The organism is Herbaspirillum sp. 3R11 (genome assembly GCF_004563925.1).
GTDB lineage: Bacteria > Pseudomonadota > Gammaproteobacteria > Burkholderiales > Burkholderiaceae_D > Herbaspirillum.
In genome coordinates, this window is sequence record NZ_SPNJ01000002.1 from 187,239 (window position 1) to 206,466 (window position 19,228).

Consider the following 19,228-nt stretch of genomic DNA (forward strand, 5'->3'; position numbering starts at 1 on the left):
TGGCGAGACGGCCAGGCAAGCGCATTGTTTCCGCCAGAATCGACTGCACCTGAATCACTCCGTCCGTTTAGCCTCTCGTAACTTAAACAGCGCGATCATCTTGAACAGATCTTGTGCTTGCTCGTTTAATTGCGATGACGCCGCAGCAGATTGTTCGACCAGCGCTGCATTTTCCTGTGTCGCGCGATCCATATCTGCGATGCTGGAGTCTATCTGTGTAATGCCCAGACTCTGCTCATTCAGCGCGTGCTGGACCTGCCCGACAATGCCGGCCACGCGGCTGATGGCGACTACGATCTCACTCATCGTCACGCCTGCAGTTTCTACGCGCTGAGTACCTTCCATGACGTTCGCCGCCGAAGCCTCGATCAAACCTTTGATCTCACGTGCGGCAGTCGCGCTTCGCTGCGCAAGCGTGCGCACTTCGGCCGCGACGACGGCGAAGCCGCGTCCGTTTTCACCGGCGCGGGCGGCTTCCACAGCGGCGTTCAACGCGAGAATATTGGTCTGGAAGGCGATGCTGTCAATCACGCCAATGATTTCCGTCACGGATTTCGACGAGCGCGCAATTTCTTCCATCGTACTGACGACCTGGAGCATGACGTCTCCGCCGCGCTGGGCGATCGAACTGGTGGATGACGCCAGGCGGCCTGCGTCGATCGTCGCTTCGACCGACTGTTTGACGCTCGCCGTCAGTTCGGTCAGTGCTGCGGAAGTCTCCTGCAGGCCACTGGCCGATATTTCGGTTCGGAGAGACAAGTCTCGGTTGCCGGTTTCGATCTCGCCGGTCGCCATGCGCATCGTCTCCACCCCGGTGCGCATCTGAAATAGCAGTGCTTCTATCTTGTCAACGAACCCGTTAAAGGCCCGAGAAATCTGGGCTACCTCATCGTTGCCGCTGTCTGGCAACCGGTGAGTCAGGTCGCCCGTGCCGCTGGCAACCACGTTCATCGCATTGCGCACCTGTTGCAGACGTTGAAAGGAATGCGAGGTGAACAAAGAGGAAATCACGAGCGTGGCAAGCATTAGCAGGATCATGCCGCCAATCAGCGTGTTGAGCATCTTGCGCAATCCCGATGTCGCTTCTTTCAGGTCCAATGCAACGACGAGATACCAATAGCTGCCTTTGACCGCTCTGACCTTCAACAACTTGTCTTCGCCTCCGATCCTCACACGTTGCGGCTCAAAGCTGCCAGCGAGTGTGGCCAGCAGCGCCGGCGTCAGTTCGGATGCAATGTCGGTCGAAGGTTTTAGAGAAAATGCAGTATCAGGATGTGCGATGATCTGGCCATCGCGTGCGACGACGAAAGCGAAACTCGATGGCGTCGGATGGATGGCGCTAACGGTTGCGCGCACATCATCGAGCGTGACAGCGCCGCTCAACACGCCGACTGCCTTGCCGTCGCGCAAGATGGGCGCGGTGAATGCAACATAGGGGACATTCGTTGTGACGTGCCCGTAAGGTTTGGTGATCGTGACGCCGGAGGCAGAGATGGCTGCGACGTACCACGGGCGCACCGTGGGATCAAAGTCAGTCGAGGCAAGCCCGCTAGTTGAAAAAAAAGTTTTATCCGACCAACCCAGCGTGCAAATCGGGAAGCCGTTTGTCTGCCCCATCTGCGTTACCGCCCGCGCCATGTCGGCCGCCGTAACCGAGGCCGCAGTAGCCTCGACTGCGTGGGCTTTGGCCTGCACCCACTGCGCGATTGTCAAGGCGCTGCCGTTGGCTATTGCAGTCAGATTCGCTTCGCTCGATGCGACGGTATTGGCCTGTACTATTTTATACGTCGTGGCCCCTGACACCGCCAACGCACCCGCGACAGTCGCACAGGTAATCAATAAAATCTTAATGCGCAGAGAAGCCGTCATCATCATGAACATCCCTGGTGAAATTAGCACTCTGTCAGGTCATTGGAATCAACAAGCCGCCCAAAGCGTACCATCGTCGCACCTGGACTCAAATGACGCAAAGACGGTTGAACCAGCACGCAATGGTCATAAGGCGTCAGCACTAGCTCGCCCTCGTCGCGCGCGATCGCGGTACCGGCCCTTGCAATCATCTCAAGCCCCTGAAATGGCTGCAGAAAGGTGAACGCCATCGAGCGAGCCACTACTGCCTCGGTAATCTCAACGAAGCGCTGCCGCTGTGGACGTACCGTTGTCAGAAAACGCTCTACATCTTCCATGGAAACGGTGCCTGCCAGCAATAAAAAGCGGCAAGCCGTATCGAGCGCGACAAGATGGCTGCTTTGCGAAAAATGCTGGCCGGATTCAACCAGCAAGGCATTGCATACACTACCTCGATCGCCGAAGCGGGCATAGTCACGCAGCCGCGTACCGCTGGGGTGTCCGGCGTCGATAATGACATGCTCCGGCGAACCCAAGGCTTTGGCCAGTTGAACTCCCTTCGTCAGCGACCCGCACATCATCAGTGGCGGAGAACTTTCATGCATGGAGTGAATATCCAGCAGTAAATCCACCGTATCAAGAAATGGACGTATCGCCCGCGCCCGACGCAACTCAACACTTTCACGCGGGCCACTCAACACGGCTTCGCTCCACACCCGGTTCATGTCCTCGTCAATGAAGCGGCTGGTGTCAGGGTTGTCGCAGTCGAAGCGCTCATAGGCATCAACGTTGGCAAAGCCCATGCTTAAACGCCCCGCGATTGGTCGCAGCCCCTTGTTGAGCAACGTGTCCAGCACATTCGCTCCGCACACCTCGTTCCCGTGCGTCAGCGCCAGCAGCATCACGTGCGGGCCGGCGACCCCGCTGTCGAAGGTGTGGACATAGTCAATACCGGTGTTGCCATTTTTCCATCGTGAAATATCGGGAAAATGCACTTCAATGGGATAAGCAGGCAGCGCAGCACGAATTTCGGTAAGGGTAGGCATGTGTGTTACTCCGGATAGAGAAAGCGCAATGGCATAAAAGAGCTCATTACGGCGCGATGATGAGCTCGCGTGTAGCGCGCGCGCGTCGGGCGAGCGCGACAATCGCGACAAGGCTGAGTGCCGCGGTCGCCATCACATAAAAGCTCGGCGCCAGCTTGCTATGCGTGACGCCGATCAGCCACGTCACAATGAGCGGTGCGAATCCACCGAACAGCGTCACCGAGAAGTTGTAGCTGATCGATAACCCGGTGCCTCGCGTATGCGTCGGGAAAATGTCGGCAAGAAGCGCGGGCAAGGCGCCAAGGCTGGCCGCGATCAGCAAGCCCACGAGCGCTTGCACGAGAAGAAATGTCGTTACCGTTGGCCAGGTATTGAGTAGGACAAACAGAGGATAGGTTGTGACTGCGATCAGCACTAATGCCGCCAGCATGATTTTGACGTAACCGTAACGATCGGCCAGAGCGCCGACCAACGGTGCCAAGACCATGAGCACCAGCCCGGTAAGCAGCGCACCTACAAACGATGACGTTGCCGAAAGATGTAATTGCGCCACCGCGTAAGTCGGCATGTAGAGCTTGTGAACATAATTGAACGAGGTCGCCGCGGCCACAACACCGCCGCCCAGCAGCATGTTATGCCAGTCATTCGCAAACACTTCACGTAACGGAGACTTGCTTTTCTGCTCTGAGCCAAGCTGTTTGAAATCGGTGGTTTCATCGGTATAGCGTCGAATATACAACCCCACAGGGCCGATCAATAATCCAACGCCAAAGGCGACGCGCCAGCCCCATTCGCTGATCTGTACCGCGCTTAGACACGAACTGAGCAATGCGCTAATGCCGGCGGCCAGCACCGTCGCCAGTCCGAGTGTGGACATCTGCCAGCTTGCGAAAAATCCGCGCCGCTTTTCGTCCGCATGTTCCACCATGAAAGCGGTCGCCGCACCAAACTCACCGCCGCTGGAGAAGCCCTGCGTCATCCGTGCGATGATAATGATGATTGGTGACATGATGCCGATCTGTTGATAGGTCGGCACAAATACGGTCATCGCCGTACCCAGCATCATAAGACCGATGGAGAGCGTCAATGAGGCCTTTCGGCCAACGCGGTCCGCATAGCTACCGAGCACGACTGAGCCCAGCGGGCGCATCAAAAAAGAGACTCCGAACGAACCCATGCTGAGTAGCAATGATGTCGTTGCGTCATGTACCGGAAAGAAAAGCTGGCCGATAATGATCGCGAAGTAACCATAAATCAACAGATCGTAGAATTCGAGCGCGTTTCCTATACTTGCAGCGAAAATTTCGCGCCAATGTGCGCTACGGACATTGGCTGTGGTGGTTGGTGTGCTATCGCATACCATGGACGTACCGGTGTTGATTGACATACTTATTTATCTCCTCAATGTCCGCTGGTTACGAAAAATCAACGGCACGTATGGCGATACGGCGTTGGCACCAGTCTTAACGAAGCGGAGTGTATAGAAGCAGAGACGACGGCCCGTGCCGTTTCGGCACCGTAGCGTGCTATTTCTTAGCCACCGTCGGCGAGCGTGTTGCCGCTCAAGGAGCGCATGCGTTGCGACCAATAGATCCCACTGAAAAAATTCGTTTTTCTACGGCAGCTCCTGAAACCCACGAAAAGTATTGGCGCCGGCGGATGTGCGCAGAGCAGTTTTTTCGTTTACCAAGAGGAAGTCATCTGCGTCTTCAAATATAGTCGCGGGTAAGACAGATTTGACAAATTTGCATGCTCACGCGGCAGGTAAGTATATGCAGACGGCAGCCGATCTCAAATTGCCGAATTGGCATGACGCGTATGCTTCAGGAATATAGCCAGCCCATCCTGAATCGGGAGGGTGAGGGATACGCTTGCAAGGGACGAAGCTAAGCGGATGAACCGGCATCATTCTGCCGAAAAAGACAGGGCTAGCCCACGCTGATCTGCCTATCGCTAGTTGATCCACCTCAAAGCGTGTGGCGAAATCAGCGGCTCGATTGCATGACCTGCTATACCTCATTTGTTTGAGGCTCCAAATAGAGCTGCTTAACGTATGACGATGTTAGCGTGAGTGATCGTTTCGGTCTTCAACCAGTCAGAGAGTTTGCGGGAGTACTCGCCAATCCGTCTGAATGAGTATTCGCAGTTTTTTAAGGACAAGACCGAGCAGCTTTTAGTAGGCACTCACGAATCATTTAGCGCGTAGCGCTTCTCAGCCGCTACAGGCGATAGGTCGCCGGCGGAACCATGCCGGCGAATCGGGTTGTAGAACATTTCAATGTACTCAAACACGTCCGACGTCGCAGTTGCTCCTTTCGGCTAACCTACCTGGCTATCAAGGGCCTGCGGTATGTACAGCCATTTGACGGCACTCCGACGTTCTTGCCAAAAGCACCAGCTAACCATGTAGGCGCCAATACAGCTACCGTTCAGCCGGCTCTTGTCACAGTCTTCAATCTAGCCTTTTCTGGTAGTGATGGACTTCAATCCATTTCTAATATCGCACGAACCCAACTGAGTAGTTCGTTCGGCCAGACGATGTCGTCTGTTGATCGAAGTTCTTCCAAGGACCACCACTTGTGTTCCACTATGAACTGCCTTTCATCTGACGTCCATTCAGCGTCACGAATATGCGTGTTTGAAGTCCGGACGAAGAAGTATCTTTCTTCCGCGATGACATTTTCGCCGTCTGGGAGCTGCAAAGTGAACCGTCTCTCAGCAAGGTACCAGTCAGGCGGGAGCATCGCAATACCGGTCTCCTCACGCAACTCCCGAACAGCAGCTTGTTCGTAGCTTTCTCCGTGCTCTAACCCACCACCGGGCGTAGCCCAATATTCCTGCCCCGCCAACGGCCCCGTCTTGTGCTCAAATCTGAACAAAAGAATGCGTTGCGTCGCGTCCATGACAATCAGGCGAGCCGAACAGCGAGTTCGCAAGCAGTGTTGAGGTTGTGGTTCTTGCCGCATTTTTCTCTTCAAAAGTTAAGTGACGGATGATGGTATTGCGCAATCAATGGGTTCATTGTTCACCGTGTTTTGCAGGTTCTTATATATGCGATCTTTAACTATTCGCAATCGCCCCGAATTTAGCTATCCCGCCAGATGCTCTGAACGCGTAGCCTCCCAGTTTTCCATCACAAATCACCAGCATGCACCGCGGCAGCGGTTCGCTGCGCCAACCGCAATCTACTCACTGCCGTCATAGCACTAAGCTGAGCCTCGTTCCGTCGTTTCCCGTGAAGTTGCTTGGCACATGGATGCCCTTCGGTTGCAGCTTAAGTGCTACGAGCAGGCAACCCGAAGCGATTTTCCAATACTTGCACAAGCTCTTCTTCCGTCAGTTGCCGTTTCTCCACCCGACCATTCATTACCGTCTTGAACATGTCTCCCAGCAAAATCAGCCGCCCGTCGGGCTGGTGCAGCACGACCAATAGCTTCTGTACGAAAATGGCATCGGGGTGCGTGGAATTAAGATAGTTGGCCGGGACGAAGTCGATCCACTCCTGCGGCGACAGGTCGAACCCATATTGGTTGGCCCATTCTCCCTCTACTTTGGCCTGCAACAGGTAATTGCCAAAAGCATCGCGGCTGAGCCGGAACGTATCGGAATCTTGTGCGACCTCTGTGTCCAGCACATCCAGGTCCATCGGTGCGCGAATACCGTAACTGCCGAACCCGAGGTCGCAAAGCCAGTGCCTGCCTTCGACTTCGGCGACCAGCGCCATGTGGGTACGCGGCCGGCGTACGGGATAGAACATCGGTCGCGCGGCGACGAAGCGGTAGGAGATGCCTAGGGCCGCCAATGCCATGGCGAACAGCCCGTTGACCTCGTAGCAATAACCACCACGCCTGCTTCGCAACAGCTTGTTGGTGATGTTCTCGGGCACCATCGACACGATCTTGCCTGCCTGCACATCGAGGTTCTCGAAGGGCACCGAGAAAAGTTGGCGCCTCATCAAGGCTTGCAAGGTCGTCGCGTTGGCGGTCGCACTGCCGGTGTAGCCGATACGGCGGAAATAGGCGGAAAGGTCGAAGTTGGTGGCATGCATGGAAACTCCTCAAGTGATGATGTTCTCCACGATAGAGGAGACGGGCCATTCTCTGTATAGTCACAGTTATTAAAAATCATATTGCACAGATTGTCATGCCTGCCTCGTCCCTATCGTCGCCTCATTACCGTCGCATTGCCGAGGCACTGCGACAGACCGTGGCCTCAGGCTCATTGCTCCCCGGCGACCGAATGATCTCCGCGCGCAAGCTGGCCGAGCGTGAGCAAGTCAGCCTTCCCACGGCACTGGAAGCGCTGCGTTGCCTGGAGGCCGAGGGCCTGATCGTCGCACGACCTCGCGCAGGCTACTTCGTCCGGCAAGCGAGCCGGAGCGCTGCTTTGCTGCCCTCTCCCCCGTCACCACGGCCGACGCCCGTCACGATGTCGGCATTGGCACACTCGTTGTTCAGCAGCGCCGATACAAGCCTTATTCCGCTCGGTGCCGCTCTGCCCGATCCTGCCTGGTTGCCCACGTCGGCCTTGCAACGGACATTGCTCGCGGCCGGCCGCCGACTGGAAGCCCATGGACAGACCTACAGCTTGCCACCCGGACGGTTGGACCTTCGTGCCCAGATTGCCGCCCGGGCAGCACATTGGGGCGCCCGGTTCGGGCCGGACGACCTCGTCATCACCGCGGGTGCGACCCAGGCTGTCCGCTTGGCATTGCGCGCAGTGTGCCGGCCGGGTGACGTGGTGGGAATCGAGCGGCCCGCCTATTTCGGCACACTCCTACTACTGGAAGATTTGGGTCTGAAAGCTCTGGAGCTCCCCACCGATCCCCGGGAGGGCCTGCTGCTGGAATCACTGGCCGAGACCATTCAGCGTTATCGGCCCGTTGCTGTGCTGGCCTCGCCTACGGTGCAGAATCCGCTCGGCGCCAGCATGCCGGTCGCACGCAAGCGAGCACTGGTCGAGTTGCTCGCCAGCGCCGGCATCCCCTTGATCGAGGACGACGTGTACGGCGATCTGGCCGGTGAGGGGCAGCGTCCGCCGGCCTGTAAAGCCTTTGACAGTGATGGCAATGTCTTGTACTGCGGATCGCTTTCCAAGACCATCGCGCCTGGGTGGCGTATTGGCTGGATCGCAGCCGGACGCTACCACCAGCAGGTGTTGCAAGGGCGTCAAGCTGGCGATTGGGCCGGTGTCCCGTTGCTGGAAGCCGCGGCAAGCGAAGTGCTGGCCAGCGGTGACTATGAGCGCCATCTGCGACGAATGAAGTCCAGGATCGGGAACGGCGTGAGTGCCGTCACCGCGCGGGTGGAAGCGAGCTTCCCACATGGCACGCGGGTCTCCGCCCCGTGTGCCGGTTTCCTGTTGTGGGTGGAGTTGCCACGTCACGTCGATGTGCTGGAAGTGCATCGTCAGGCTCTCGCGCTAGGTATCGGCGTCAGCCCCGGGCCATTGTTTTCACCGCGTGCGGATCTGTTGAATTACCTGCGGCTGAACTGCGCAAACGAACCTACGCCCCGCTTGCTGGGTGCGGTGGAACAGATCGGTATGCTGTGCAACCGGCTAGCGCAACGTCATCCAGATCGGTAGGTCTCAGGCGGGATTCAGCGCAATTGATTGGTTCATTGAGCTGATTGGTCGTGATGGGGAGTTTTAACTCACAAGGCCTTAAGAGGAAAGTTCGGCTCTGGCCGATTGCGAACATCGGAGCGCAATACAAGACCTCTTTATAAACCTGAAGTCACACTTGTTTGTGATTGCCAGGATCCGATAAAGAGGCCATGTCGATCAGAAAGGATTCCATTGACGCGACCAATGCAAGCGGGGTTTCATTCATCGGATAGTGACCTGCATCCGCTAGTACTGCGATAGTGGCATTTGAGTATCGAAGCGCACCATTACGAGTCAGCAACGGTGTATTTCCGCTTGGGCTCTGGATTGTGCAGCGGCTGCTTTTGGCCGAAAGTCGACCCAAAACGAAGGTAATTATCGTACCTGAAGGGGAGTCGAGATGAGCGCTCCCCCGATTGCGGCTACCGTCCGATTAAGGCTTTGGCAAGGTATCCCGCGATTTCTGGATTTTCCTTCAGTCTACGAACGCTATAGCCGTACCAATCCGGCCCGAATGGCACATATATGCGCACATGGAAACCTGCTCCCAACAGCTTATCGCGCAAAGGTTCGCAGACCCCCAGCAGCATTTGAAACTCAAACTGCTTCTTATCGATGAATTTCTTTTTGACCAAAGAAATAATTTGAAGGATTAGGGCTTCGTCATGAGTCGCAACGCTTACAAATGCATTCATCTCAAAACAATGAGCGACGTGAGCCAAGAAATGTTCATTGATTGCCGTGCGATCTTTGCGGGCATTGGGAATGAGATGTTGCTCGTCCTCTGCATAGATCCCTTTACAGATACGTAAGCTGCTATCAGGGCGCGCGAGTTCTGCTACATCCTGATATGTGCGCTTCAAGTACGCTTGCAGTGCAAGCCCTACATTGCCGTGCGTTCTTGCTAAGTGCTTGAACAGTTCAATCTCTAATTGAGTGCAAGTGATGTCCTCCATGTCGAAGCACACGAAGTTCTCAACGGATTCTGCGCTAGTCACGATTTCGGCAGAAAGCCTTGCGCATTCTTTCGCATCTACCAGCAACCCGATGGCGGAAGGTTTGACGGATAAATTTGCGCTCAGACCGTTCTGTCTGATGGCCGTTAACACTTCCAGATACTGCATTGCAGTTTTGCGAGCCTCGGTTATGGAAGAGATATCTTCCCCCAAAACATCGAGCGTAACGGCGCATCCGATAGCGTTGAGTTCTCTGACCCTGATCAATGCTTCAGGCAGACTCTGGCCAGCAATGTAACGGCGAGATAGTTGACGAACAAGAGGACGAGGGACGAGCGCGATGGCGTGCGCCATCAATTGATTGATGATCTGCATGTGACTTCCAAAAAGAAATGATTGCCCGTGATGGTGACAAGCACCAAAAGACAAAGGCAAAACATCCCCTCATAAGGAGGGGGGTGAATTTTTTTGCAACTGCACAAATGGGCAGGTGCAATGCATGAATTCACTTCTTTAGCGGAGGCCAGGCAGCAGCTTGCATGTGAACTTATTCGGTTGGAATCAAACGGGATATTAGTATAGCTTGTTTTTCAGAGCAGACGTCTCTGGCCAATAGAAACGTCAGAGTATCAACATCACATCGCAGCCTTTTCAGCCAAATTGGTCGGATCATCGCGAGACAACTGCAAGCTTTACCTGACACATTTTCTCGACCATTGGTCCGGAGACAATCCCGAAATTTTCGCGGATCTCATCGAGATTTACGCAGACATATTTATGCTCAACGATAACATACAAGGCGGGTTTGACTGGTACGTGAGCTCTGCGGAAAACCGAAAAAATGGCTGGAAGGCAAGTTCACGCAGCCGTCAAAAATTGGCGTGCGATCACGATTTTTATGGGGACGACGCGATCCGTCAATTCGTCCGGAATGGTCGGATAGACTGGGGGATTACTTCGATAATTTCACAATCGACTTCGCCGATGCGGGACATTTTGTGCACTACGAGGCTCCACAGCGATAGCAATAACGATAGTTTTACGTATAAACGAAGCCGTATTAATTGTAATAACATGAGAGATTAAAAAATTATCCGCAACAAATTTATTTAGTCACAATTATCCATAACTAAAAAAGTTAGTAACTTATTGGGATTCCGATAGAAGGAAATTGTCCATAACTTTAGTCACTTTAGGGAGCTTGCGCCGATGTCGTGCATCCTCAAAACTAAAGCCACCCGTATAGGTGGCTTTAACTTTTGGCGCGGCTTCAATCTCCGACCAACTTTATTCGGGCCCGACCAACTTTATTCATTGTCGTCACCACGTAACACCGTCCTCACTCCACCGTCACAGATTTAGCCAGATTCCGCGGCTTGTCCACATCCGTCCCCCTTGCCAGTGCCGTGTGATACGCCAGCAATTGCAGCGGCACCACGTGCAGGATCGGTGACAGCACGCCGTAATGTTCCGGTAAGCGGATGACGTGGACGCCTTCGCTGGAGGCGATGCTGGAGCCGGCGTCGGCGAAGACGTACAGCTGGCCGCCGCGCGCGCGTACTTCCTGCATGTTGGACTTCAGCTTTTCGATCAGCGCGTCATTCGGCGCGACCGTGACCACCGGCATTTCTTCCGTTACCAGCGCCAGCGGGCCGTGCTTGAGTTCGCCGGCGGCGTAGGCTTCGGCGTGGATGTAGGTGATTTCCTTGAGCTTCAATGCGCCTTCGAGGGCGATCGGATAGTGCAGGCCGCGACCGAGGAACAGGGCGTTTTCTTTGCGGGCGAAGGCTTCGGCCCAGGCGGCGATGCTCGGCTCCAGCGCCAGCACGCTTTGCAACGCGGCAGGCAGGTGGCGCATGGCCTTGAGGTGTTCGGCTTCCTGTTCGTCGCTGAGCAGGCCGCGGGTTTGCGCCAGCGCCAGTGTCAGCAGGAACAGCGCCGCCAGCTGCGTGGTGAAGGCTTTGGTCGAGGCCACGCCGACTTCGACGCCGGCGCGCGTGATGTAGGCCAGTTGCGATTCGCGCACCATGGCGCTGGTGGCGACGTTGCAGATGGTCAGTGTGTGCGGCATGCCGAGCGAGCGCGCGTGCTTGAGCGCGGCGAGGGTGTCGGCGGTTTCGCCGCTTTGTGAAATCGTCACCACCAGCGAGTTCGGATTCGGCACGCTGTCACGGTAGCGGTATTCGCTGGCGATCTCGACGTTGACCGGGATCCTGGCGATCGACTCGAGCCAGTATTTGGCGGTCAGGCCGGAATAATAACTGGTGCCGCAGGCCAGGATCAGGATGGAGTCGACGCTCTTGAACACCTTGTGGGCGCCGTCGCCGAACAGCTCCGGCATGATGCCGCTGACGCCTTCGAGGGTGTCGGCGATGGCGCGCGGCTGTTCGAAGATTTCCTTCTGCATGTAGTGCTGGTAGGGGCCGAGTTCGACCGCGCTGGTGTAGGCCTGTACGGTCTTGACTTCGCGCGTGGCGCTCTTGCCGGCGGCGTCGACGATCCAGTAGCGTTGCAGTTGCAGGTCGACCACGTCGCCTTCTTCGAGGTAGATGATCTGGTCGGTGGTGCCGGCCAGTGCCATGGCGTCGGAGGCGACGAAGTTCTGTCCTTCGCCGACGCCGAGGATCAGCGGCGAGCCCTGGCGCGCGGCGACCACGCGGTGCGGTTCGTCGACGCAGAACACGGCGATGGCGTAGGCGCCGGCGAGGCGGCGCACCGCTTGCTGCACCGTCTCGAACAGATCGCCGGTATACATGTGATCGACCAGGTGGGCGATGACTTCGGTGTCGGTCTGGCTTTCGAACACGTAGCCGGCGCCTTGCAGCTCACGGCGCAGTTCTTCGTAGTTCTCGATGATGCCGTTGTGGACCAGCGCGATGCGGTCGCGCGAGAAATGCGGGTGGGCGTTGTGCGTGGCGGGCGCGCCGTGCGTGGCCCAGCGTGTGTGGGCAATGCCGGTGAAGCCTGCCAGGTGGGTCTCGGCGACCTGCTTTTGCAGCTCGGCGACGCGTGCGGTGCTGCGCGAGCGCTGCAGCTTGCCGTCCATGTGCACCGCTACGCCGCAGGAATCATAGCCGCGGTATTCGAGGCGCTTGAGGCCTTCCAGCAGGATGGGAGTGACGTCCTTTTGCGCAACCGCGCCGACAATACCGCACATATGCTGCCTTTCAGAATGGGGTGAATGGCGTCATCTTAGGCCAGCGTGATTGAAATAAGATTTCTAAATTTGACATTGTTTGGACTATTATTGCTTTCAATAACGGTGATGAAATAATATTTCAAATTAATGGATTAAATTTATCTTATGACTATCGCTCTTGATGATCTGGACCGTCGCATCCTGAATGCCTTGCAGGACGACGCCGCCCAAACCAATTTTCAGCTGGCCGAACACGTGCATGCGTCGCCGCCGACCTGCCTGCGCCGTGTCAAGCGGCTGGTGGAGGCGGGCGTGATTACGCGTCAGGTGGCGATTCTCGCGCCGGAGAAGCTGGGGCCGGCGCTGACGGCAATCGTCGAGATCACGCTGGACCGGCAGGGCGATGAGCAGCAGGTGGAGTTTGAGGCGCTGGTGGCGGCGGAGCCGGCGGTGCTGCAGTGTTACCGGGTGTCGCCGGGACCGGATTTCGTGCTGATGGTGCAGGTGGCGGACATGCCGGCGTATCACGGGCTGGCGCATCGGCTGTTTGCCACGCATCAGAACGTGCGCAATGTGCGCAGCTACTTTTCCATCCATCGCAGCAAGTTCGAAACCCGGATCGCAGTCTGAACAGGTTCGGAGCGATCCGGGCGGCGTGCGTCTCTGATTACTTCTTGACCTTGACCGGACGCGTCCAGCCCGGCAGCGACATCTGCTTGGCGCGCGACAGCGTCAGCTGGCCGGCCGGCGCATCCTTGGTCAGCGTGGTGCCGGCGCCGATGGTGGCGCCTTTGCCGACGCGCACCGGGGCGACCAGCTGGCTGTCGCTGCCGATGAAGGCGTCGTCTTCGATGATGGTTTCAAACTTGTTGACGCCGTCATAGTTGCAGGTGATCACGCCCGCGCCGACGTTGACGCCCGAGCCGATCACGGCGTCGCCGATGTAGGCCAGGTGGTTGGCCTTGCTGCGCGCGGCGATGCGGCTTTTCTTTACTTCTACGAAATTACCGATGTGCACTTCTTCGCCGAGTTCGGCGCCCGGGCGCAGGCGTGCGTACGGGCCGACTTGGGCGGAGGCGCCGACGATGGCGCCGTCGATATGCGAGAACGGCTTGATCTGCGCGCCCTTGCCGATGCGCGCGTCCTTGACGATGCAGTTGGCGCCGATGCTGGCGCCGTCTTCGATCTCGACTTTACCTTCAAAAATGCAGTTGACGTCGATGCTGACGTCGCGGCCGCAGGAGAGCGTGCCGCGCACGTCCAGCCGGGCCGGGTCGAGCAGCGTGACGCCTTGCTCCAGCAGGGCATTGGCGACGCGGCGCTGGTAGGCGCGTTCGAGTTCGGCCAGTTGCACCTTGCTGTTGACGCCGAGCGTCTCGGCGATATCGGCCGGGTTGGCCGAGACGACTTCGACGCCGTCGGCAACCGCCGCGGCGATGACGTCGGTGAGGTAGTACTCGCCCTGGGCGTTGTCGTTGGACAGCGCGGCCAGCCAGCTGCGCAACTTCGCGGTCGGGGCGGCGATGATGCCGGTATTGATTTCGCAGATGGCGCGCTCGGCTTCGCTGGCGTCCTTTTGCTCGACGATGCGGGTGATCTTGCCGTTTTCGCGCACGATGCGGCCGTAGCCGGTCGGGTCCGCCACGGTGATGGTCAGCACCGCCAGCTTGTCGTTGCCGGCAGCGGCCAGCAGGCGTTGCAGTGTGGCAGGCGTCGTCAGCGGCACGTCGCCGTACAGCACCAAGGTGGGCGCGTTGTCATCGATGAACGGGAGCGCCTGTGCGACCGCATGGCCGGTGCCGAGCTGCGGCTGCTGACGGGCGAAGTCGATCCCGGCGTCGGCGAAGCTGGACGGCACAGCGTCGCCGCCATGGCCGTACACCACGCACAGTTTTGATGGCGACAGGGTTTTGGCGGTGTCGACGACATGGCCCAGCAAGGATTTGCCGGCGAGCGGATGAAGGACTTTCGGCAGCGCGGATTGCATGCGCTTTCCCATGCCGGCGGCGAGGATGACGATGTTCATGAGTGGCGTTCGAAAAATAAGGCGAAAGTGTAGCATGGGGCCCGTGCGGGGCCGCGTGGAGGCCTGCCCGGACAGGCTTGTTCAAATGTAAAGTTGAGGGCCATTTCCACATGTTCTCGGCCCTTTGGCCGGGGTGCTTGCCATTAATATGAGAGCCGGACTATTGCGCGCATTGCGTGTGTGCAACTCTCCTTGTGAATGCAGAATAAATGGAAGACGCGCGGCAAGCGGGCGCGGGTGGATTAAAAAAAGACGGTTTCACGGTTTTTGAAAAGGTTGTGCATGAAAATTCTCCTCCTCAATGACGAGTTCTACACCACCGGCGCGAGCATTGCGATGCTGCGCCTGGCCGAACGTCTGGTACAGAACCACGAAGTATCCGTAATGTCGCGCATCGAAGGCGAAGGCGAGATCAAGAAGAAGTTTGAAGAACTCGGCATCCCCATCGTCAAGGACATTCAGGCCGGCGACCTCGACCTGCTGATCGCCAACACGCTGCTGTCCGGCGCGCACGTCGCCGCGGCCGCGCCGAAGATTCCGGTGATCTGGTGGCTGCACGAAGCCGAGATCGGCCGCGACATGATTTTGCGTTTTCCGCAGCTGGCGGATGGTTTCAAGCATGCATCGCATATCGTGTGCCAGACCGAATTCCAGCGCATCGTGTACGGCAGCTTCCTGTTCGACAGTCCGGCCACGGTCCACGTGCTGCCGTTCTGGAATGATGCGATCTATCGCCAGCAAGACTTGCAGCCCGAGCCGAAACCGGCAGGGAAAAAACGCATCGTATCGATCGGCACCATCGAGCCGCGCAAGCGCGTGTTCGACACCATCATGGCGGTCGAGAGCCTGGACGCCGAACTGCGCAACCAGATCGAATGCGTCTTCATCGGCAAGTACCTGCAACTGCCGGAAGGCACGCAGAAACTGGTGGACGCCTTCCCGGACCGCTATCGTATGCTGGGCGAACTGCCCAACGAAGTGGCGCTGTCCTACATGGCGTCGGCCGATCTGTTTGTGCTTGCCAGCGACAGCGAATCGCAGCCGCTGACCATCTGGGAAGCCTTCGAACTGGAAGTGCCGGTGTGCCTGTCCGACCTCGAGACCTATCGCCATATCGGCTTGCGCCACGCGCGCAACACCATGATGCATCCGGTCGGCAACCTCGAAATCCTGGCTACCAACATCCGCCTGATGCTGACCAGCGAATCGCTGCGCAAGAGCGTTACGTCCGCCGGCAAGAGTCTGTTGCTCAAGAACCTGACGAGCGACTGGACCGATACCTTCGAACGTCTGGTGTATCGTGTCCAGACCGAGGCCGAAATCAAGAAACTGGGCTTTTGAGCCTGCGCCGGATTGTGCTGTCGCGCAGTCCGGCAATCATCTGAATGAGACAAGAAAATGACTTTCAACCAACGCGCAACCACGCTGCTGCAATTGCCGCTTTCCCCGTTGACCTGGGACGGCATCCTCAAGGAATGCGACCGGCTCGAGCAGGAATTCATGCAGATTCCGTCCGGCTACAAATGGGCGCTCGACTACAAGCGCTTCCAGGTGGAGCAGGCGCGCAGCAACAATAGCGCCGCGCTGGCGCACCTGAAGGCAGCCATCGCCGCCATGCCCTACAACAGCGACATCATCGGCGACTACAAGGAGTTGGTGAAGAAGACTTCCGGCGTCAACAGCCTGGTGCTGATCATCTCCAGCAAGAAAAGCGAAGCCAAGGCTCAGCGGCTGGCGGCGCAGTTCGACAACGCCAACATCGAATACATGATCGTCAGCGGTTCCGACACGTCGTCGATCAAGCACGTGCGCGCCTTGCAAGTGGATGCGCCGGACAGCTACGAAGGCACGCCCCGCAAGGTAGCGGCGGCATTGACCTGGGTTTATGAAAACATCGGCAACAACGTCGGCGTGCTCAAGGTGGAAGACGGCATGTCGTTGCGCGATGTCGCCAAGCTGCGCCAGGAGTTGACCACGCTGGCGCGCGACAACGGCTACGTCGGCGTGCGCTCGGCCAACCTCGATCACGACCGCTGCCTGCACTGGGGCAAATGCAACGACGCCAGGCTCAATCACAGCGTCTACGGCAAGCCGGTATTGCGTCCATGGGCCAACGGCGCCGCCTATTACCTCGGCGCCGGTCCGCTGGAGAAAGTCGTGCTGGCGCTGACGCGTTTCCCCGGACTGTTCGATGGTGAATACTACGAAGACAAGCTGGTGGGAGACGTTTTGGTGTTCGAAGGCGTGGAGCCGAAGTTCATCAACAACTACGACGAGTTCGGCCTGACTGCCGGTCTGTAATCGCGCGAAAACCGGCGGCGTTCTGCATGTGCAGACGCCGCCGGCACGACTCTGCAATCAGAAGAAGTCGATCGGCTGCTGCGCGTCGTATTCCGTATCGCAGCGGCGCAGCACGTCGTGGCGCAAGGCCCGATAGCGCTGCAGGTACGCCACATCGTTGGAGTTGAGGTAGGCCTGCTTCAGCGCATCCAGCATGACCATCTCGTCGCGGCAGGGATAGAACATCGGATTGCCGATCCGCATGGCGTCGACCGGCACGTTGACGACGCGCAGTTCCGGCATCAGGGCCAGCACCAGCGAGCCGATGCGCTCCATGATGAATACCTTCATCTGCACCGTGCTCTTGCCGTAATCGGTGACTTCGGTCAGCTTTTTGGCGAGGGAGCTGTCGCCGGCCTCGGCAATCTCGAACATGCGTTCGCTGATGGCAAACCATTTTTCCCAGAACACCGGCTTGGCGACAATGTAGTTGCAATACACCGTGCTGCGGAAATCATTGACCAGCGTGTGGATGTCAACGTCCAGTCCGACTGCGCGCATGAGTTCGATGGTGATCGGCAGCATTTCCGGATGACGGCGGTTGCCTTGTTCGAACACGCTGAGGTAGCAGGCGGCATCCGACATGGTCGGCGAAAAAGTGTAGACATCGGCCCCCGGATTGGCGTCCATGTGGCCCTTGACCTGATGCGCCTGCAAACCGGTCTTGCTGTGGAAGATGGGCGACAGGAAACCGTAGTACTCGTCGGCGTTGAGATCGTTGTTCCGGAAATAGGTACGGATGGCCCAATATTCGCGCCAGTCTGCACGCGGATTGCCGACGATCTCCAGCGGGATGAAACCAGGGTCCAGCATGCGGCGGCTGGCATCGTCGTAATGGATTTGCAAGATGTTCTTGGTCATGGCGGCGTCCGAGGTTGGCGCTGGCGCTGCAGCGGTTGCAGTTGGTCGTGCCGTCGCGGTCGGTGCGGCGACGTTTTCAGGCTTGGCGACGATGCTGCTGTAGACGGCGTCATACAACGCCGCCTTGGCGCGCAGGTCGAAATCCCGTTGCACTTCCTGTTGTCCTGCCTGCGCGATGGCGCGGCGTTTGGCGGGTGACTCGATCAGTTGCGTGATGGTGTCCAGCCAGGCCTGGTCGTCGTTGGGCAGCAGGAAACCGGTTTCATCATGCGTGACCACCTGGTTGTAGACGGTGACGTCGCTGAACGCCGAGGCGATGCCGGCAGCCGAATAATCCAGCCACTTGATGTAGCTCTTGCACTGGTTGTATTCGTCGCTGGCCAGCGGGATCAGGGCGATGTCCCAGTTCCATTGCTTGAGCTGGGCGGCGTAGTCGACGTATTCATGAATGAAGCTCTGGAACCTGGCATTGGGATGGTTTTCCCAGCCTGCCGGGCAATGCCAGCCGACGAAGTGAATCTGCAGCCGCGCGCCATAGCGTTCGCACAGCGTCTGCAACGATTTTTCCACCAGCGCAAAGTTGGATGGCTGGATCGAGGAGCCGAGCAGGCCGATGGTGATCGTGCCGCCGCTCTGTTCCGTGTTGGGTACGGGGCGGAAGAACAGTTCGAAATCGAGATAGTTCGGCAGCACATGCACGTTGGGGTTCAATGCACGGTACTTGTCCGCCAGGAACTCGGTGGAGACCACGATCGCTTTGGCGCGACGTGCAGTGTATTCGATGCCTTCCTTCCAGCTGGCGCCGGCGGCGGCTTCGGGATGGTCGTGCGGGATCTCATTGAGCAGGTCGTCGGACTCGTACACTACCGGCTTGCCCAGTGCGAAAATTGCCTCCAACGCCGTGATCGGTAGCAGGCCGGGCGTGAAACGGTGCAGCAGGATGAGGTCAACACTGTCCACGGCGTCGGTCATGATGACGCCGTCGCGGATGCCCCAGATCAGCTCCCATTCGTCTTCCAGATGGGCGAACGGGCGGATCAGCCTGATTTGCGGGCAGGGGCTCCAGGTCGATTCGACGGTATAGATCAGGATGCGTTTCTTGCGGCTCACAGCTGCTTTTCCTCGTTGTCATTGCAGGCGATGTCTTGTGCCGGACACAGCCAAAACCCGGCTGCAGCAAACCGCGCCGGCCGGGAACCATTTTGCCAAAACACTGAATAGTCATGGGAAAACCAGCGTTTTGCGGCGCTTTCGGCGCCAAATATAACGTACAATTTTCCACAGAGTCGCTTGCCGGCATGTTGAATAGTCGCTGAAAAAGCGGCGAAAACAAGGCTGGAGCAGGCTCGGAGCAAATCGGAAATCATATTATGCCGCCGCCGGCGCGGGCGCTATCCGTTGAAAT

Annotated in this window: 14 protein-coding genes and 2 pseudogenes; 4 read left to right on the forward strand and 12 right to left on the reverse strand. The window is 57.7% G+C overall.

The annotated features are described in order from the left end of the window. Positions 1-54 precede the first annotated feature (54 nt). The 6 genes and pseudogenes from E4P32_RS09030 to E4P32_RS09055 form a co-directional block, all read right to left on the reverse strand. Positions 55-1,869: a methyl-accepting chemotaxis protein gene (locus tag E4P32_RS09030; protein ID WP_116434660.1), complete on the reverse strand. Its 1,815-nt coding sequence runs from the start codon at positions 1,867-1,869 to the stop codon at positions 55-57. Between the two features lie 23 nt (positions 1,870-1,892). After that, positions 1,893-2,894, reverse strand: coding sequence for a M14 family metallopeptidase (locus E4P32_RS09035; RefSeq protein WP_116434501.1), 1,002 nt, complete (start codon positions 2,892-2,894; stop codon positions 1,893-1,895). 46 nt (positions 2,895-2,940) lie between these two features. After that, a complete protein-coding gene (locus E4P32_RS09040; protein ID WP_116434659.1) occupies positions 2,941-4,257 on the reverse strand; it encodes an MFS transporter in 1,317 nt (438 codons plus the stop codon). Positions 4,258-5,078: 821 nt separating this feature from the next. Continuing rightward, positions 5,079-5,198 (reverse strand): annotated as a pseudogene (locus E4P32_RS09045) (IS3 family transposase); the annotation flags it as partial. Positions 5,199-5,377: 179 nt separating this feature from the next. Continuing rightward, complete coding sequence (locus tag E4P32_RS09050; protein ID WP_199525628.1) at positions 5,378-5,860, reverse strand: NUDIX domain-containing protein; 483 nt, start codon at positions 5,858-5,860, stop codon at positions 5,378-5,380. A 308-nt stretch (positions 5,861-6,168) separates the two neighbouring features. Further along, complete coding sequence (locus E4P32_RS09055) at positions 6,169-6,942, reverse strand: arylamine N-acetyltransferase (protein WP_116434500.1); 774 nt, start codon at positions 6,940-6,942, stop codon at positions 6,169-6,171. Positions 6,943-7,037: 95 nt separating this feature from the next. Here E4P32_RS09055 and E4P32_RS09060 point away from each other — a divergent pair, with 95 nt between their 5' ends. After that, the gene (locus E4P32_RS09060) at positions 7,038-8,480 is read left to right on the forward strand and encodes a PLP-dependent aminotransferase family protein (protein WP_116434499.1); all 1,443 of its coding nucleotides are present in this window, start codon (positions 7,038-7,040) and stop codon (positions 8,478-8,480) included. Between the two features lie 151 nt (positions 8,481-8,631). Here E4P32_RS09060 and E4P32_RS24275 read toward each other — a convergent pair. The 3 genes and pseudogenes from E4P32_RS24275 to glmS all read right to left on the reverse strand — a co-directional run. After that, positions 8,632-8,778: pseudogene (locus tag E4P32_RS24275) on the reverse strand (alpha/beta hydrolase); the annotation flags it as partial. A gap of 145 nt (positions 8,779-8,923) precedes the next feature. Beyond that, positions 8,924-9,832: a proline dehydrogenase family protein gene (locus E4P32_RS09070; RefSeq protein WP_116434498.1), complete on the reverse strand. Its 909-nt coding sequence runs from the start codon at positions 9,830-9,832 to the stop codon at positions 8,924-8,926. A gap of 964 nt (positions 9,833-10,796) precedes the next feature. Continuing rightward, the gene (gene glmS / locus E4P32_RS09075) at positions 10,797-12,614 is read right to left on the reverse strand and encodes a glutamine--fructose-6-phosphate transaminase (isomerizing) (RefSeq protein WP_116434497.1); all 1,818 of its coding nucleotides are present in this window, start codon (positions 12,612-12,614) and stop codon (positions 10,797-10,799) included. Positions 12,615-12,761: 147 nt separating this feature from the next. On the opposite strand from glmS, the gene E4P32_RS09080 reads away from it, so the two are divergent. Further along, the gene (locus tag E4P32_RS09080; RefSeq protein ID WP_116434496.1) at positions 12,762-13,226 is read left to right on the forward strand and encodes an Lrp/AsnC family transcriptional regulator; all 465 of its coding nucleotides are present in this window, start codon (positions 12,762-12,764) and stop codon (positions 13,224-13,226) included. Between the two features lie 37 nt (positions 13,227-13,263). Here the strand turns inward: E4P32_RS09080 and glmU are convergent, their stop codons facing one another. Then, the gene (glmU, locus tag E4P32_RS09085; RefSeq protein ID WP_116434495.1) at positions 13,264-14,622 is read right to left on the reverse strand and encodes a bifunctional UDP-N-acetylglucosamine diphosphorylase/glucosamine-1-phosphate N-acetyltransferase GlmU; all 1,359 of its coding nucleotides are present in this window, start codon (positions 14,620-14,622) and stop codon (positions 13,264-13,266) included. 282 nt (positions 14,623-14,904) lie between these two features. Between glmU and E4P32_RS09090 the strand changes: the two genes are divergently transcribed. Together E4P32_RS09090 and E4P32_RS09095 are read left to right on the forward strand one after the other, a co-directional pair. Next, positions 14,905-15,963 carry a glycosyltransferase family 4 protein gene (locus E4P32_RS09090; protein WP_116434494.1) on the forward strand — a complete coding sequence of 353 codons (1,059 nt, stop codon included), beginning with the start codon at positions 14,905-14,907 and terminating at the stop codon, positions 15,961-15,963. A gap of 57 nt (positions 15,964-16,020) precedes the next feature. Further along, entirely contained in the window at positions 16,021-16,923 is a 903-nt protein-coding gene (locus tag E4P32_RS09095; RefSeq protein ID WP_116434493.1) for a hypothetical protein, read from the forward strand. A 57-nt stretch (positions 16,924-16,980) separates the two neighbouring features. Here E4P32_RS09095 and E4P32_RS24280 read toward each other — a convergent pair whose 3' ends face one another. Continuing rightward, positions 16,981-18,933, reverse strand: coding sequence for a glycosyltransferase (locus E4P32_RS24280; protein ID WP_233526644.1), 1,953 nt, complete (start codon positions 18,931-18,933; stop codon positions 16,981-16,983). Further along, positions 18,930-19,190 (reverse strand): hypothetical protein, encoded by a 261-nt coding sequence (locus tag E4P32_RS09110; protein ID WP_135008728.1) that lies wholly within the window; start codon positions 19,188-19,190, stop codon positions 18,930-18,932. The genes E4P32_RS24280 and E4P32_RS09110 overlap by 4 nt, the downstream gene beginning before the upstream one ends. Positions 19,191-19,228 lie beyond the last annotated feature (38 nt).

Bases quoted from the DNA above. Each gene is read 5' to 3' on its own strand.
- glmS (WP_116434497.1), bottom strand. From the start codon at position 12,614: ATGTGCGGTATTGTCGGCGCGGTTGCGCAAAAGGACGTCACTCCCATC.
- E4P32_RS09040 (WP_116434659.1), bottom strand. From the start codon at position 4,257: ATGGTATGCGATAGCACACCAACCACCACAGCCAATGTCCGTAGCGCA.
- E4P32_RS09030 (WP_116434660.1), bottom strand. From the start codon at position 1,869: ATGACGGCTTCTCTGCGCATTAAGATTTTATTGATTACCTGTGCGACT.
- E4P32_RS09080 (WP_116434496.1), top strand. From the start codon at position 12,762: ATGACTATCGCTCTTGATGATCTGGACCGTCGCATCCTGAATGCCTTG.
- E4P32_RS09090 (WP_116434494.1), top strand. From the start codon at position 14,905: ATGAAAATTCTCCTCCTCAATGACGAGTTCTACACCACCGGCGCGAGC.
- E4P32_RS09070 (WP_116434498.1), bottom strand. From the start codon at position 9,832: ATGCAGATCATCAATCAATTGATGGCGCACGCCATCGCGCTCGTCCCT.
- E4P32_RS09095 (WP_116434493.1), top strand. From the start codon at position 16,021: ATGACTTTCAACCAACGCGCAACCACGCTGCTGCAATTGCCGCTTTCC.
- glmU (WP_116434495.1), bottom strand. From the start codon at position 14,622: ATGAACATCGTCATCCTCGCCGCCGGCATGGGAAAGCGCATGCAATCC.
- E4P32_RS09050 (WP_199525628.1), bottom strand. From the start codon at position 5,860: ATGCGGCAAGAACCACAACCTCAACACTGCTTGCGAACTCGCTGTTCG.
- E4P32_RS09035 (WP_116434501.1), bottom strand. From the start codon at position 2,894: ATGCCTACCCTTACCGAAATTCGTGCTGCGCTGCCTGCTTATCCCATT.
- E4P32_RS09055 (WP_116434500.1), bottom strand. From the start codon at position 6,942: ATGCATGCCACCAACTTCGACCTTTCCGCCTATTTCCGCCGTATCGGC.
- E4P32_RS09110 (WP_135008728.1), bottom strand. From the start codon at position 19,190: ATGATTTCCGATTTGCTCCGAGCCTGCTCCAGCCTTGTTTTCGCCGCT.
- E4P32_RS09060 (WP_116434499.1), top strand. From the start codon at position 7,038: ATGCCTGCCTCGTCCCTATCGTCGCCTCATTACCGTCGCATTGCCGAG.